The organism is Geodermatophilus africanus, assembly GCF_900107105.1.
Taxonomy (GTDB): domain Bacteria; phylum Actinomycetota; class Actinomycetes; order Mycobacteriales; family Geodermatophilaceae; genus Geodermatophilus; species Geodermatophilus africanus.
In genome coordinates, this window is sequence record NZ_FNOT01000010.1 from 90,949 (window position 1) to 105,949 (window position 15,001).

14 protein-coding genes are annotated in these 15,001 nt (G+C 77.1%); 11 read left to right on the forward strand and 3 right to left on the reverse strand.

The annotated features are described in order from the left end of the window. The first annotated feature begins 196 nt into the window (after positions 1 to 196). Genes dapE through BLW63_RS17535 form a run of 5 tightly spaced genes read left to right on the forward strand, consistent with a single transcriptional unit; the run spans position 197 to position 3,867 of the window. Complete coding sequence (dapE, locus tag BLW63_RS17515; protein WP_091159022.1) at positions 197 to 1,336, forward strand: succinyl-diaminopimelate desuccinylase; 1,140 nt, start codon at positions 197 to 199, stop codon at positions 1,334 to 1,336. Further along, complete coding sequence (locus BLW63_RS17520; RefSeq protein ID WP_091159025.1) at positions 1,333 to 2,184, forward strand: LOG family protein; 852 nt, start codon at positions 1,333 to 1,335, stop codon at positions 2,182 to 2,184. The genes dapE and BLW63_RS17520 overlap by 4 nt, the downstream gene beginning before the upstream one ends. A gap of 8 nt (positions 2,185 to 2,192) precedes the next feature. Then, positions 2,193 to 2,558: a DivIVA domain-containing protein gene (locus BLW63_RS17525; protein WP_091159028.1), complete on the forward strand. Its 366-nt coding sequence runs from the start codon at positions 2,193 to 2,195 to the stop codon at positions 2,556 to 2,558. Continuing rightward, positions 2,551 to 3,012: an SRPBCC family protein gene (locus BLW63_RS17530; RefSeq protein WP_091159031.1), complete on the forward strand. Its 462-nt coding sequence runs from the start codon at positions 2,551 to 2,553 to the stop codon at positions 3,010 to 3,012. Before BLW63_RS17525 ends, BLW63_RS17530 begins: the two co-directional genes overlap by 8 nt. 42 nt (positions 3,013 to 3,054) lie before the next feature. Beyond that, positions 3,055 to 3,867 carry a MerR family transcriptional regulator gene (locus BLW63_RS17535; protein ID WP_091159034.1) on the forward strand — a complete coding sequence of 271 codons (813 nt, stop codon included), beginning with the start codon at positions 3,055 to 3,057 and terminating at the stop codon, positions 3,865 to 3,867. Here the strand turns inward: BLW63_RS17535 and BLW63_RS17540 are convergent. Genes BLW63_RS17540 through BLW63_RS17550 form a run of 3 tightly spaced genes read right to left on the reverse strand, consistent with a single transcriptional unit; the run spans position 3,860 to position 5,395 of the window. Further along, on the reverse strand, positions 3,860 to 4,198 hold the full coding sequence (locus tag BLW63_RS17540; RefSeq protein WP_091159037.1) for a hypothetical protein: 339 nt from the start codon (positions 4,196 to 4,198) through the stop codon (positions 3,860 to 3,862). The genes BLW63_RS17535 and BLW63_RS17540 overlap by 8 nt on opposite strands. Positions 4,199 to 4,202: 4 nt before the next feature. Then, positions 4,203 to 4,943 (reverse strand): cytochrome c oxidase assembly protein, encoded by a 741-nt coding sequence (locus BLW63_RS17545; RefSeq protein WP_091159040.1) that lies wholly within the window; start codon positions 4,941 to 4,943, stop codon positions 4,203 to 4,205. Further along, complete coding sequence (locus BLW63_RS17550) at positions 4,940 to 5,395, reverse strand: DUF2243 domain-containing protein (protein ID WP_091159042.1); 456 nt, start codon at positions 5,393 to 5,395, stop codon at positions 4,940 to 4,942. Before BLW63_RS17550 ends, BLW63_RS17545 begins: the two co-directional genes overlap by 4 nt. A gap of 67 nt (positions 5,396 to 5,462) precedes the next feature. Between BLW63_RS17550 and BLW63_RS17555 the strand changes: the two genes are divergently transcribed. The 6 genes from BLW63_RS17555 to BLW63_RS17580 all read left to right on the forward strand — a co-directional run bounded on the left by BLW63_RS17555 (position 5,463) and on the right by BLW63_RS17580 (position 14,902). After that, positions 5,463 to 6,368 (forward strand): DMT family transporter, encoded by a 906-nt coding sequence (locus BLW63_RS17555; protein ID WP_091159044.1) that lies wholly within the window; start codon positions 5,463 to 5,465, stop codon positions 6,366 to 6,368. A gap of 112 nt (positions 6,369 to 6,480) precedes the next feature. Next, positions 6,481 to 10,878, forward strand: coding sequence for a fibronectin type III domain-containing protein (locus tag BLW63_RS17560; protein WP_091159046.1), 4,398 nt, complete (start codon positions 6,481 to 6,483; stop codon positions 10,876 to 10,878). Positions 10,879 to 10,914: 36 nt separating this feature from the next. Continuing rightward, entirely contained in the window at positions 10,915 to 11,481 is a 567-nt protein-coding gene (locus tag BLW63_RS17565) for a DNA-3-methyladenine glycosylase I (protein WP_280140539.1), read from the forward strand. Between the two features lie 183 nt (positions 11,482 to 11,664). After that, positions 11,665 to 11,832 carry a DUF3117 domain-containing protein gene (locus BLW63_RS17570; protein ID WP_012947303.1) on the forward strand — a complete coding sequence of 56 codons (168 nt, stop codon included), beginning with the start codon at positions 11,665 to 11,667 and terminating at the stop codon, positions 11,830 to 11,832. 89 nt (positions 11,833 to 11,921) lie between these two features. Next, a complete protein-coding gene (locus BLW63_RS17575; RefSeq protein WP_091159051.1) occupies positions 11,922 to 13,436 on the forward strand; it encodes a leucyl aminopeptidase family protein in 1,515 nt (504 codons plus the stop codon). Continuing rightward, entirely contained in the window at positions 13,433 to 14,902 is a 1,470-nt protein-coding gene (locus tag BLW63_RS17580) for an MDR/zinc-dependent alcohol dehydrogenase-like family protein (protein WP_091159053.1), read from the forward strand. The genes BLW63_RS17575 and BLW63_RS17580 overlap by 4 nt, the downstream gene beginning before the upstream one ends. The last annotated feature ends 99 nt before the right edge of the window (positions 14,903 to 15,001 follow it).

A 15,001-nucleotide genomic window follows, 5' to 3' on the forward strand; every position in this document is an offset into this window, starting at 1 on the left:
GAGCGCCGGTCGCTCGCTGCCGACTCGGTCGGGGGCCGGGTGGCCGGCCGATGCACCCCCGCGCGGCCACCACGCGGGGCAGCGGGAGGGTCCCGGGAGACAGGAGTGCCCTCCCGGCCGCCTGTGGTGAACAGCGGGTGACGGGCTGCCGCGCTGCGGCGGCTGGGCCCGGACGCCGCCCGTAGGCTCGGGAGTCGTGACCGACCTGCCCCTGCTGGACCCCGCCGCCGACGTCCTGACGCTCACCCGCGCGCTGGTCGACGCGCCGTCGGTGTCGGGCAGCGAGGCGCCGCTCGCCGACGCCGTCGAGGCGGCGCTGCGGGCGCTCGGGGGCCTCGAGGTCGAGCGGGTCGGGGACGCCGTCCTCGCCCGGACCGACCTCGGGCGCCCGACCCGGGTGGTCCTCGCCGGACACCTGGACACCGTGCCGATCGCCGACAACGTGCCCAGCCGGCTCGACGAGGGGACCGGCCGGCTCTACGGCTGCGGCGCCAGCGACATGAAGGCCGGCGACGCGGTGATGCTGCGGCTGGCCGGGCGCTTCGGCGTCCCCGGCGCCGAGCCCGCCCACGACCTCACGTTCGTCTTCTACGACAACGAGGAGGTCGAGGCGGTGAAGAACGGCCTCGGCCGGGTCGCGCGGGAGCGGCGCGGGTGGCTCTACGGCGACCTCGCGATCCTGCTCGAGCCGACCGACGGCGAGGTCGAGGGTGGCTGCCAGGGCACGCTGAAGGCGGTGCTCGAGGTCCCCGGCCGGCGCGCGCACAGCGCCCGCAGCTGGCTGGGCGTCAACGCGGTCCACGGCGCGGCCGGCATCCTCGCCACGCTGGCGGCCTACGAGGCGCGGGAGGTCGACATCGACGGCTGCGTCTACCACGAGGGGCTCAACGCCGTCCGCATCGAGGGTGGGGTGGCCGGCAACGTCATCCCGGACGCCTGCGCGGTGACGGTCAACTTCCGCTACGCCCCCGACCGGGACGAGGACGCCGCCGAGGCGCACGTGCGCGAGGTCTTCGCCGACGCGCTCGCCGCCGGGGCGACGCTGACCGTCGTCGACAACGCCGGCGGGGCGCTGCCGGGCCTGTCCGAGCCCGCGGCCGCGGCCTTCGCCGCCGCCGTCGGCCGGCCGGCGCGGGCCAAGCTCGGCTGGACCGACGTCGCCCGCTTCGCCGCCTTCGGCATCCCGGCCATCAACTACGGCCCCGGCGACCCGCAGCTTGCCCACACCCGCGAGGAGCACGTCCTCGTCGACCGGCTGCAGCCGGCCGAGGACGCGCTCGTCTCGTATCTCGCCGGACAGGCCGACCGATCGCCCACCGACCAGGAGCGTGCATGACGACCACCCCCGAGCCCGCCAACGCCCGCAAGCCGCGGCCCACCCGCCACCGCGGCCCGGTGATGCTGCGCGGCGGGGAGCCCGACCCCCGCCTGCAGGGGACGACCACCGACGCGCGGCTGCTCGACCGCCGCGGCCCGACCGACTGGGTGCACACCGATCCGTGGCGGGTGCTGCGCATCCAGAGCGAGTTCGTCGAGGGCTTCGGCCTGCTCTCCGAGCTGCCGCGCGCGGTGAGCGTCTTCGGCAGCGCCCGCACCCCGCAGGACTCGCCGCACTACGCCTCCGGCGTGGCGATCGGCGCGGCGCTGGCCGAGGCCGGCTACGCGGTCATCACCGGCGGCGGCCCGGGCGCGATGGAGGCCGCCAACCGCGGCGCGTCCGAGGCCGGCGGGCTCTCGGTCGGCCTGGGCATCGAGCTGCCGTTCGAGCAGGAGCTCAACGAGTGGGTCGACGTCGGCATCGCGTTCCGCTACTTCTTCGTCCGCAAGACCATGTTCGTGAAGTACGCGCAGGCCTTCGTCATCCTCCCCGGCGGCTTCGGCACCCTCGACGAGCTGTTCGAGGCCCTCACCCTGGTGCAGACCCGCAAGGTGACCCGCTTCCCGGTGGTGCTGTTCGGGTCGGAGTACTGGTCGGGGCTGGTCGACTGGCTGCGGACGACGATGGTGCCCGCGGCCACGATCAGGGACACCGACCTGGACCTGTTCACGGTCACCGACGACGTCGACGAGGTCGTGCGGATCGTCCAGTTGGCCGAGAAGGCACGGCAGGCCGGCGACAACGGCGGCGGGATGCGGGCCTTCCCCGTCGACTTCCCGGTCGACGACGAGCCCAGCGACGCCTGAGGGCCCGGGTGCTCGAGGCGGTCGTCGTCGTCCTCACCGTCGCGGTGGTCGGCGGGCTGCTGTTCCTCGGCGGCTCGGTGCTGCTCGGCCGCGGCGAGACCCAGCCGCCCGCCGACCCGGACCGCTCCCCGCTGGAGCTGCCCGAGGACCGGCCGGTCAGCGCGGACGACGTGCGCGGCGTGCGCATGGCGGTGACCGTCCGGGGCTACCGGATGACCGAGGTCGACTGGCTGCTCGAGCAGCTTGCCCAGGCGCTCGAGGAGCGCGACGCGGAGGTCGCGGCGCTGCGCGCCCGCCTGGAGGAGACCGGGCGGACGGCGCCCGGTCCGGACGACGCCCCCGCGGGCGGGAACGGAGCGCGGAACGGTGCGTGAACTGGTGGAGACGGTGGTCGTGGACGCACCGCCGCAGCAGGTGTGGGCGGCGCTCACCGACTGGACCCGCCAGGGGGAGTGGATGCTGCTGACCGACGTCGAGGTCACCGGCGGGGACCCGCACGCCGTCGGCGGCCGGCTGGCGGCCCGCACCGGCCTGCCCCTCCGGGGACGCCGCCGCGGCGTGCTCGACACGATGGTCGTCACCCAGTGGGACCCGCCCCGGCGAGCCGTCGTCCAGCACACCGGCCGGATCGTGCGCGGGCCGGGCACCTTCGAGGTCACGCCCCAGGGGGCGGGTTCCCTCGTGACCTGGACCGAGCAGCTGTGGCTGCCCTTCGGGCTGCTGGGGCGGGTGGGCTGGCCCCTGGTGAAGCCGGCCGCGGTGGTCGGCGTCCGGCTGTCCCTGAAGCGCTTCGCCGACTTCGCGCGCCGCTATCCCGGCCGCGCTTGACCCGGCCCCTGGGGCCGGCTCCACGGTGGGCGAGACGAGCAGATGTTGCGGGTCGGCGACTTCCTGCGCCGCACCCGGCTGTCACCCGAGGCGCTGCGGCGCTACGGCGACCGGGGCCTGCTCGCGCCCTCGCGCGTCGACCGGCACACCGGCTACCGCTGGTTCGCCCCGGCCCAGGTGGCCCGGGCCCGCCTCGTCGGGCTGCTGCGCCGGCCGGCATGCCGCCGGCCCGGGTGCGGGAGGTGGTCGACCTCGAGCCGGCCGACCGGCTGGCCGCGGTCGACCGCTGGTGGCGCGACGTCGAGGACGACGTGGCGCGCCGGCGGGCGCTCGTCCGCTCCCTGCACCGGCGACTCGCCGGCGACGACGACCCCCCCGGAGGCCCCCGTGCACGACGTCGCCCTGCGCACCACCGACGAGCTCACCCTGCTGACCACGCAGCGGCGGCTGACCGTCGAGGAGCTCGGCGCCTTCGTCCCCGACGCCGCCCGCGCCCTCGAGGAGCACCTCGCGGCGTCGGGTGCGACCCGCGCCGGCGCGCTGCGGGTCGTCTACCACGGCATGGTCACCGCCGACAGCGACGGCCCGGTCGAGGTCGCCGTCCCGTTCACCGGCACGGTGCGGCCGACGGGGCAGCTGGCGGTGCGCCGGCAGCCCGCCGGCCGGGAGGCGGTCACCGTGCTGACCCGCGCCGAGGCGGAGTACCCACGCCTCCTCGACGCCTACGACGCCGTCGCCCGCTGGTGCGACGCCGCCGGGCTGGCGCGCATCGGCAGCCCGGTCGAGGTGTACCTCACCGGCCGGGACGTCGGCCCTGGCGAGCCCCATCTCGAGGTGGCCTGGCCGGTCAGCTGACCGCGTCACGCCGGGAGCGGGCGAAGGCCAGCGCCTCGCGCGCCAGCGGCAGGTCGGTGGCCGGCTCGCCGTCGGCCAGCGCGATCCACTCGTGGTAGGGCCGGCCCCGGCCACCGAACGGCCCGCCGCGCCCGTCGGCGAGCAGCGCGGCCACCCGGTCCCCGGGCAGCTTGAGCACCAGGGCGCCGCGCACCACCATCGCGAAGGCCGCGCCGTCGACCTTCAGTGCCCGCGACCCGAACCGGCGCGGGCCGGTGGTGTCGGGGGGCGTCACGTCCGGCTCGTCGGCGAGGGCGTCGACGAGGGCGGCGAGGCGGTCGGCGGCGTCCATCCGCTCATGCTGCCCGGACGGCGGGGCCCGCGGGTGCCCCGGTGGCCCGGACGGCGTCCCGGCTGGCGTACCAGCGCCGCCACAGCACCGCGGCCGTCCCGAGCGTGACGACGGTGCCGCCGTCCCACATCAGCCGGGCGCCCTCCGCGGCGTGCACCACCCCGGGCGGGGGCGTGGCGTACAGCCACGTCGCCAGGACGTCGTGGGCGGCCGCGCCGGCGGCCAGCGCGGTGGCCCGCACGCCGACCCCACGGCGGTGCGGCGCCGGGTCGACGGCCAGCACCGCGGCGGTCGCGAGGTACCCGCTGACGAGCACGTGCAGCGCCACGAGCGCACCCAGGGCCGGGCTGTGGCCGGCGGCCGCGTGCAGCCCGGTGCCGTAGAGCAGCCAGAGCCCGGCGGCGTTGACCGGGACGGCGACCAGCGGGTCGGCGGCCCGGCGCAGCGGCGGGGTCCGCAGCAGCCGGGCCAGCCGCCGGGCCGCCGCGACCGGCAGCGCCCGCAGCGCCAGGGTGGCCGGGGCGGCCAGGACCAGCAGCAGCGGCGCGACCATGCCCAGCAGGAGGTGCCCGGCCATGTGGGTGCGCAGGTCGCCGTGGGCAGTGGTGAGGACCACACCCGCGCCGGCCGCGGTCAGGCCGGTCAGCCAGGACGCCGTCCGCCGCAGCGGCCACGGGGTGCGCCAGCCGGCCGTGACGTACAGCGAGCCCGCGGCCAGCAGCGCCAGGACCGGCAGCGCGCTCACCGGGCGGGACGGCGCCGGGCGCGCACCAGCAGCACGGCGCCGGCGGCGAGAAGGACGACGGCGGAGGCGTTCCACGCCAGGTCGTAGCCGGTGAGGTCGACGCCGTAGCGGACCTGGTGCACCCGCAGCAGCTTGTGGTCGACCACGCCGTCCCACAGCTGGAAGGCGCCGGCGCCCAGCAGCACGAACGCCCACCACCGGCGGGGGTCCAGGGCGCCGCGGCGGCGCAGGTCGGCCAGCAGCGCCAGCCCGGCGACGACGGCCGAGAGCGTCGCCGCGTGCAGCAGCCCGTCGGATACCAGGCCCACCGTCCCGCTCGCGCGGTCGTAGAAGGAGTGCCAGCCCAGCAGCTGGTGGAAGACGATCTCGTCGACCGAGCCCGTGAGGCCGGCGCCGAACAGCAGCCCCGAGGCCGCCGGCCGCCGTCCGGGCGGGGGAGGGGCAGCGCGCACCGTCGGGCGGTGCCCGGTGCCGGCGCCGGGAAACGCCCGGGCAGGATGACCGGGTGCGGGGGCAGCGGTGAGCCGACGGGGTTGGGCGCTGTTCCTGGCGATGTCGCTGATCTGGGGCGTGCCGTACCTGCTCATCAAGGTGGCCGTCGAGGACCTGCCGCCCGTGGTCGTCGTCTTCGGCCGGTGCGTGCTCGGCGCGGCGCTGCTGCTGCCCTGGACCGTCGCCCGGGGCGGGCTGCGCACCGCGCTGCGGCACTGGCGGCCGCTGCTGGCCTTCACCGCGCTGGAGATGACCGGCCCGTGGCTGCTGCTGGCCTACGCCGAGCAGACGCTGTCGAGCTCGCTCACCGGCCTGCTCGTCGCTGCGGTGCCGTTCGTGGCCGCGCTGGCCGGGTGGCTGGCCGGCGAGGAGGAGCGGCTGACCCGCGTCCGGCTGCTGGGCATGGGCCTGGGCGTGGCCGGCATCGGCCTGCTGCTCGGCCTGGACGTCGAGGGCCTCGCGCCGCTGCCGCTGCTCGCGGTCGCGCTGGTCGTCGTCGGGTACGCCACCGCGCCGCTGATCGTCAGCCGGGCGCTGCCCGACGTGCCGGGCGTGGCCGCCAGCGCGGTGGCGCTCACCGTCACCTCGCTGGTCTACGCGCCGTTCGCCGTCCCCCGGCTGGACGCGGCCGCGCGGGCGCCCGCGGACGCGCTGCTGGCCGTGCTCGTCCTCGGGCTGGTGTGCACCGCGCTGGCGCTGGCGCTGTTCTTCGCGCTGATCCGCGAGGTGGGCCCGCAGCGCGCGCTGGTCATCACCTTCCTCAACCCGGCCGTGGCGGTGCTGCTCGGCGTGCTGCTGCTCGACGAGCCGCTCACCCTCGGCCTCGCGGTGGGACTGCCGGTCGTCGTGCTCGGCTGCGTGCTGGCCACCCGTCGCGGCCCGGCCCGCCGTACCCCTGCCGAGCCGGGTGGCGTCGACGCCGCCGTCCCCTGACCCACCCCTCCGGAGGAGCGCCCCCGTCCCCCCTCAAGCGGCGGCGATCGGTTGCCGACAACCCGGTTGGCCCCGCTGGTCCGCGGGCGCTCCGGCAGGAGGGACGCGACAGATGCGCGACGTCGGTGCCGCTCGGCGCGGTGGTCGGCGTCCCCGCGGCCGGCTGCTGCGGCCGCTGACCGGCGTCGTCGCGGTGCTGACCGTGGCGCTGTGCGGGCAGACCCCGCCCTCGCCGCGGCTGGAGACGGCGAGCACCCAGGACCCCGCACCGCCGGCGAGCGTCGGGGTGACCGACGCCGACCGGGCCCTGGCCGTCTCGTGGTCCGCGTCCACCGAGACCGCGACGAGCGGGTACCAGGTCTTCCTGGACGCCGAGACCGCCCCCCGGGTCTCGACGAACGCCGCCACCCGGACCGCGACCCTGACCGGCCTGGTCAACGGCCGGGAGTACGCGGTCACCGTCCGGACCGTGACGGCGACGACCGTCCTCTTCATCCCGACCACGTACGTGGGGCAGCCCAGCACGCCCCTGCGGGGCACACCGCGAGACGCCGTCGCGCCGGCCGCCCCGACCGGGGTGACCGCTGCCCGCGGCGACGGCCGGGTCACGCTGTCCTGGACGGCCAACAGCGCGGACTACGACGCGGACGGCTACCGCGTCCTCCGCGACGGCGTCCCGGTCACCGACCTGCTCGCCGGCCGCGGCACCGCCGGTTGGACCGACACCGGTCTGGTCAACGACCGCACCTACGCCTACACGGTGGAGACGCACGACACCTCGGGGAACTGGTCGGCCGCCTCCACGCCGGCGGTCGGCGCGACCCCGACCGACCTCACCCCGCCCGGTGCGCCGACCGGCCTCGTCGGGGGGCGGGGGGACGGCCGGGCCGGCCTGTCCTGGACGGCGAACACCGAGCCCGACGTGGCCTCCTACCGGGTGCTGCGCGACGGCGTCGAGGTCGCCACGGTCCCCGGCACGACGTACCTGGACACCGGGCTGGTCAACGACCGGACGTACACGTACACGCTGGTCGCCGTCGACGGCCACGGGAACCGGTCGGCGGCCTCGACCGCGGTCCAGGTCACGCCCACCGACCTCACGCCGCCCGCCGCGCCCACCGGCCTGACCGCCGTCCGCGGCGATGGGCAGGTCGCCCTCTCCTGGGCGGCGAACACCGAGCCCGACCTGGCCTCCTACCGGGTGCTGCGCGACGGCGTCGAGGTCGCCACCGTGGCCGGCGCGACGACCTACACCGACGCCGGGCTCGTCAACGACACGCCCTACCGCTACACGCTCGCTGCGGTGGACACCCACGGCAACCGGTCGGTCTCGTCGTCGCCGGCGACCGCGACACCGCACGAGCTGAGCGCCCCGGCGCCGCCCACCGGCCTGGCGGCCACCGCCGGCGACCGGCGGGTCGAGCTGACCTGGGCGGCGAACGCCGAGACCGACCTGGCCTCCTACCGGGTGCTGCGCGACGGCGCCGTCCTCGCCACCGTGACCGGCGGGACCGCCCACACCGACACCACCGTGGTGAACGAGACGACCTACGACTACGCGGTCGTCGCCGTCGACACCCACGACAACGCCTCCGCGCCGTCGGAGACCGTGCGCGCGACACCGGCCGACCGCCTCGCCCCCGCCCGCCCCGCCGGGTTCACCGCGACCCGCGGCGACGGCGAGGTGACCCTCAGCTGGACGCCGAACGCCGAGCCCGACCTGGCCTCCTACCGGGTGCTTCGCGACGGGGTGCAGGTCGCCACCGTAACCGGGTCGACCACCCACACCGACGTCGCCGTCGTCAACGACACGGCGTACGGCTACGAGCTGGTCGCCGTCGACACCTCCGGCAACGTCTCGGCCGCCGCGACGGCGTCGGCCACCCCGACCGACCTCACCCCGCCGCCGGCCCCCACGGGCCTGACCGCGGTCGACGGCGGGGACCGCGTCAGCCTGTCGTGGACGGCGAGCCCCGAGCCCGACGTCGCCGGCTACGTCGTGCTGCGCGACGGCACGGAGGTCGCGACCGTTGCCGGGACCACCCACATCGACGGCAGCCCGGTCGACGGCGCCGCGCACAGCTACGCGGTGGTCGCGGTCGACACCCACGGCAACCGGTCGGCCGCGTCCACCGCGGTCGAGGTGGCCGCGGCGGACCGCCGGGCGCCGGCCGCGCCCGACGGGCTGGTCGCGACCGCCGGCGACGGCCGGGTCACGCTCACCTGGACCGCGAATACCGAGCCCGATCTCGCCGGGTACGTGGTGCTGCGCGACGGCGTGCGGACCGCCACCGTTCCCGGCGCGACGTACACGGACACCACCGCCGTCAACGACACCGCGTACCGGTACGAGGTCGTCGCCGTCGACACCTCGGGCAACGCCTCGGGACCGTCCACGGCCGCGGCGGCGCAGCCGACCGACCTCACCGCGCCCGCCGTCCCGGCCGGGTTCACCGCCGTCCGCGGCGACGGGCAGGTCGCCCTCTCCTGGACGGCGAACGCCGAGCCCGACCTGGCCTCCTACCGGGTGCTGCGCGACGGCGTCGAGGTCGCCACCGTGACCGGCGCGACGACGTACGCCGACACCGGGCTGGTCAACGACCGGACGTACGGCTACACGCTGGTCGCGGTGGACAGCCACGGCAACCGCTCCGGCTCCGTGTCGCTGAGCGCGACCCCGACCGACCTCACCGCGCCGGCGGCGCCGGCCGGGTTCACCGCGGTCCACGGCGACGGGCTGGTCGAGCTGACCTGGACGGCGAACGCCGAGCCCGACCTCGCGGGGTACCTGCTTTACCGCGACGGGGTCCAGATCGCGACACCGGCCGGGACGTCGTACACCGACGCCGGGCTGGTCAACGACCGCACCTACGGCTACGCGCTGGTCGCCGTCGACACCCGCGGCAACCGCTCCGAGCCGGCGACCGCCGACGCCACCCCGACCGACCTCACCCCGCCGCCGGCGCCGACCGGCGCGACGGCGACCGCGGGCGACCGCCAGGCGGTCGTGGGCTGGGACGCCGGGGGCGCCGACGTCGCCGGGCACCGGGTGCTGGCCGCCGACGGCAGCACCGTCGCCACCGTGCCGGCGCCGGCGACCTCGGCGACGGTGACCGGCCTGACCAACGGCACGACGTACGCGTTCACCGTCGTCGCGGTCGACTCCGCGGGCAACGTCTCGGCGCGCTCCGCCGCGGTGTCGGCGACCCCGCTGTACGCCGCCGTCCCGGTCGAGGGAGCGGGGGAGAGCGGCGGCGTGGCCGCCAGCAGCGACGGCCGGTACGTCGTCGTCGGCACCCGCGCCCGCCTGGAGCCGTCGGACACCAACACCGCCTACGAGCTGTACCTCGTCGACCGCACCGCCGGCACCCGGACGCGGATCGCCCCGCTGCCGGCGACCGCCACCGGCGCGGCCGACACCACGAACACCAGCGTCCCGGCGGTCAGCGACGACGGGCGCTCCGTCGTCCTGGCCACGACGGCGGCCCTCGACCCGCGCGACACCAACGGGCTGGCCGACGTCTACCGCTACGACGTCGCCGCCCGCGGCTGGACCCTGGTGAGCGCACCGCAGGGCGGCAGCGCCGCCCCGACGGTGGCCGGCACCCTGCTGCAGCCCGCGGCGTCGGTCTACGCCACCGGCCCGTCGGTCGCGGTGTCGGGCGACGGCGACCTGGTGCTCTTCTACTCGGCGCGGGCCGACCTGGTCCCCGGTGACACGAACGGTCGGGTCGACGTCTTCGCCAAGCGGCTCTCCGACGGGAGCGTCACCCGGGTCTCCACGACGCCGACCGGCGGCGAGCTGAGCGGCGCCGCCACGGGCCCGGCCCTGGCGCTGACCCCGGACGGCCGGTTCGCCGTCTTCGGCGCCGACAGCCCCTCCGGGGTCCTGGCCTACCGCAGGACGCTGTCCGGAACGGGCGCCGGCGAGCTGCGGGTGGTCTCGCAGGTCACCACCTCCACCGGCCGGACCCTGCCCTTCGCCGTCTACCGCGACACCGGCGACCTCGCGGTCAGCGACGACGGGCGCTACGTCGCCCTGGTCACCAGCAACCGCGTCACCACGGCCTTCCCGGCGCAGACCTGGCCGACCGGGCTGGCCTACCGGGTGGACACCGTCACCGGCGCCGTCGTCCCCTTGGGCACCGGGCAGACGACGGTGTGGGAGCACCAGGTCGAGCTCGACCCGACCGGCCGCCACGCCTTCTTCTCCACCGCCGCGGCGGCGCTGCCGGCCGACACCAACGGGCACACCGACCACTACCGGCGCGACCTCGACGGCGGCGTCCCCGGACCGCTCGTGCTGGTCACCGCGGACGCCTCCGGGCGGCCCACCGCCGGCCCCACCGGCGCGATCACGCCGGCCGAGTACGGGCGGGTGCTGGCGGTCACCGGCGACCGGGTGATGGTGACGACGTCGCAGCCGCTGACCGCCTCCGACGTCAACCGGCTGCGCGACCTCTACACCAAGGACCTGCTGACCGGGGCCGTGGGCGTGGGGCTGGGCTGACGCCCCCTGTCACCGCCGGTGGCTAGCGTGCACCGGGTGGACGAGCGCACCCGCTGTGCAGAGCTGGTCCGGTGTGCCTGGGGGGACAGCGCGCCGGAGTACGTGGCCTACCACGACGAGGAGTGGGGGACGCCGCTGCACGGCGACGACGCCCTCTTCGAGCGGCTCTGCCTCGAGGCGTTCCAGTCGGGGCTGTCGTGGCTCACCATCCTGCGCAAGCGCCCGGCGTTCCGGGCGGCCTTCGCCGGCTTCTCGATCGACGCGGTGGCGCAGTTCGGTCCGGACGACGAGGCGCGGCTGCTCGCCGACGCCGGGATCGTCCGCAACCGCGCCAAGGTCGCCGCCGCGATCGGCAACGCCCGCGCCGCCCAGCGGGTCCCGGAGGGGCTCTCGGCGCTGCTGTGGTCCTTCGCGCCGACGGCCCCGCGGCCCCGTCCGGCCACCCTCGCCGACGTCCCGGCGACCAGTCCGGAGTCGACCGCGATGGCCCGCGGGCTCAAGCGCCGCGGGTTCGTCTTCGTCGGCCCGACGACCGCCTACGCGCTCATGCAGGCCACCGGGATGGTGGACGACCACGTAGCCACCTGCTTCCGGGCCTCGTGACGCGCGGGACGGCCCCCGTGCAGGGTCCCGCCGCGAGCGTGCGAGTCGTGGGGGGCAAGGGGGTCCTCCTCCCCTCGGGTTGGACCTCCGGCGGGGATACGGGATCATGGGCGGTGGAGCTCACAGCATCGACGACGCCGTGCGCAGCCCCCGGGCCGCGCACGGCCGACGAAGGAGGCACGCATGGCGGCCATGAAGCCGCGCACGGGTGAAGGTCCCCTCGAGGTCACCAAGGAGGGGCGCGGCCTGGTCATGCGCGTACCGCTCGAGGGCGGCGGTCGTCTGGTCGTCGAGCTGTCGCCCGACGAGGCCGCAGCCCTCTCCGAGGCACTGAAGGGCGCGACCAGCTGAACACCGCCGCGAGCCTGCCTCCGGGCAGCCCCGCGCAGGACGACGCGGCCCCGGCCGCCGGCAGCACGCCGGCGACCGGGGCCGCGCCGTTGCCGCGGGTCGAGGTCCGCACCGATCTCCCGGCGCTGGGGGAGGACGACGTCCTGGCCGTGCCGGTCGGCAGCGGCGCCGCGCTGCCCGGCTGGCTGACCGCGCCGGATGCGCCGGTCGACGCCGGCCTCCTCGCCGGCGCGCTGGCCGACACCGGCAACACCGGCCGCCCCGGCAACGTCACCAACCTGCCGGTGCCCGGCCGCCGCCCCCGCAGCGTGGTCGCCGTCGGGATCGGCGACGCGACACTGCCGGACCTCCGGGGCTACGTGGCCACCGCCGTCCGCCGCGCGCAGACCCTCGCGGAGCACGGCGCGCGCCGGCTGGTGCTGCCGCTGGACGACGCGGCCGCCCCCGCCGGTGCCGAGGAGGTCCGCGCCGCCGTCGAGGCCGCGCTGCTGGCCGGCTACCGCTACCGCGAGACCTCGACGCCGCACCCGCCGCGGCTGGCCACCGTCACGGTCGTCGCCGCCGACGGCGCCGACCCGGCGGTCCTCGCTGCCGCCCGCGCGGGCGAGGCGGCGGGGCGCGCGGTCGCCTGGGCCCGCGACCTGGTCAACACGCCCAGCAACACCAAGGACCCCGCCTGGCTGGCCGAGCGGGCCGTCGAGCGCTTGGGTGGGCTGCCGCACGTGACGGTCACCGTGCTCGGTCCCGACGAGCTGCGGGCCTGGGGCTTCGGCGGCGTGCTCGCCGTCGGCGGCGGCTCGGCCTCCCCGCCGCGGGTCGTCGTGGCGTCCTACCGGCCTCCGGGGGCCGCTCCCCAGCACCCCGTGCTGGTCGGCAAGGGCATCACCTTCGACACCGGGGGCCTCTCGATCAAGCCCAACGCGGGCATGCGCGAGATGAAGACCGACATGGCCGGGGGCGCCGCCGTCCTCGCCGCGGTCGACGCCGCCGCCCGCCTCGGGCTCCCGGTCGCCGTCACCGCCGTCGTCCCGGCCGCGGAGAACGCCGTCTCCGGCTCGTCCTACCGCCCGGCCGACGTCGTCCGGCACGTCGGCGGCCGGACGACGGAGGTGCTCAACACCGACGCCGAGGGCCGCATGGTGCTCGCCGACGGGCTGGCGTGGGCGCGGCTGGAGCTGGGCGCCACGGTGCTCGTCGACGTCGCCACGCTGACCGGGGCGATGAAGGTCGCCCTCGGCACCCGCACCGCGGGGCTGTACGCCACCACGGACGGGCTGGCCGACGCGCTGCGCACCGCAGCCGGTCACGCCGGCGAGCCGGTGTGGCGGCTGCCGCTGGCCGAGGAGCACGCCGACCTGCTGGACAGTCCCGTCGCCGACGCGAACAACGCGCCGGGCAACCCGGGCGGCACCACCGCGGCGCTGTTCCTGCGCCCCTTCGCCGGGGACCTGCCGTGGGCGCACCTGGACGTCGCCGGGCCGGCGCGGGCCGGGTCCGACGAGGGCGAGGTGGTCAAGGGCGGTACCGGCTTCGGCGCCCGGATCCTGCTGCGCTGGCTGGAGGCCGGCGCCCCGGTGGACGCGCCCGTGGTGGTCGACCGATGACCGACGAGGGCGTCGTCTTCCCGGCCGGCCCCGACGGGCGGCGCAGCACCGCGGCGCTGGGCCGGGCCGTCGTCGCCGACGCGCTGCGCCCGGTCGACCCGGCCGGTGCCGGCGCGGCCGAGCGGGAGACCAACTGGCGGGCCGGGTACCTGGCGCACTTCCGCCGGCTGGTGGAGGTCGGCCTGCCCTCGCGGGAGGCGGCGCTGACGGTCGCGGACGCCGGCCTGACGTCGCTGCACCGGCGGATGCGGGTGGCCGCACCGGACGGGGCGGAGACCGGCCTCGAGACGCTGGCCACCGCGCCCGCGGGCCGGGCCCTCGCCACGGCGGAGGTCCCCGGCACCGCCGAGCCCGAGCGGGAGCTGTCGCTGCCCTTCCGCGGTGAGCGGCTGCGCGGCGACGCGCTGCTGCGTCGGCTGGACACCTGGGTCGAGTGCGGCAGCGTCGAGCCCTCGGCCGCCGAGGCGGTGCGCACCGTCGCCGCGCACCCGGAGTGGCTGGCGCTGCCGGGCAGCACCGTCGTCGTGCTCGGCGCCGGTGCGGAGATGGGGCCGCTGACCGCGCTGCTGCGCTGGGGTGCGCGGGTGGCCGGGGTCGACCTGCCCCGCCGAGCGCTGTGGGAGCGGGTGCTCGACACCGCCCGCCGCGGCGCCGGCACGCTGCTGTACCCGCTCGACGACGCTTCGCTGTACCCGGCCGACGACGCCTCCCGTGCCGGGGCGGACCTGATCACCGAGGTGCCCGCGGTCGTCGACTGGTTGACCGGCCTGCCGGGCCGGGCGGTGCTGGGCAACTACGTCTATGCCGATGGCGCCACCAACGTGCGGGTCTCGACGGCGGTCGACGCGCTCACCGTGCGGCTGGCCGCCGCGCGGAACGACCTCGCCCTGGCCTTCCTCGCCACGCCGACCGACGTCTTCGCCGTCCCGCCGGACGCCGTCGCCCAGTCGGTGCGCGCCTACGCCGGGCGGTCGCGGGCGGCGAAACTGCTGGGCCGGCCGCTGCGGACGCTGTCGGCCGGGCGGCTGCTGCAGCGGGCGTACCTGCCCGGCAGCGACCCGGGCGTCGTCGACAGCCTGGTGGCCCAGCAGGGGCCGAACTACGCGCTGGCCAAGCGGCTGCAGCGGTGGCGGGCGACGGTCGCCCGGGCCGCCGGGACGACGGTGTCGATGAACGTCGCCCCGCCGACCCGCACCCGGTCGGTGCTGAAGAATCGCGCCCTGGCGGCGGCCTACGCGGGTGCCCACCGGTTCGGCGTGGAGGTGTTCGAGCCGGCAACGTCCAACGTGCTCATGGCCGCGCTGCTGGTGCACGACCTGCACACCGGCGGCGGTCCCGAGCACGAGCACCCGTGGCAGGACGAGGCGTACGCCGCGGTGCACGGCGGGCTGTGGCGGTCGGCCTACGCGCCGCGCAGCGCCCTCGGCCTGGCCGCCCTGCTCGGCTACGGCGCCGCCCGAGGCTGAAGAAGGACCTCCCTGCCCCCCGCCGCTCGTCGAAGGACCCCGTCCTCCCCACCCTTCGCAGGCTCAGGGCGGGACCCGGGACGGGGCCACCGTGGGGGC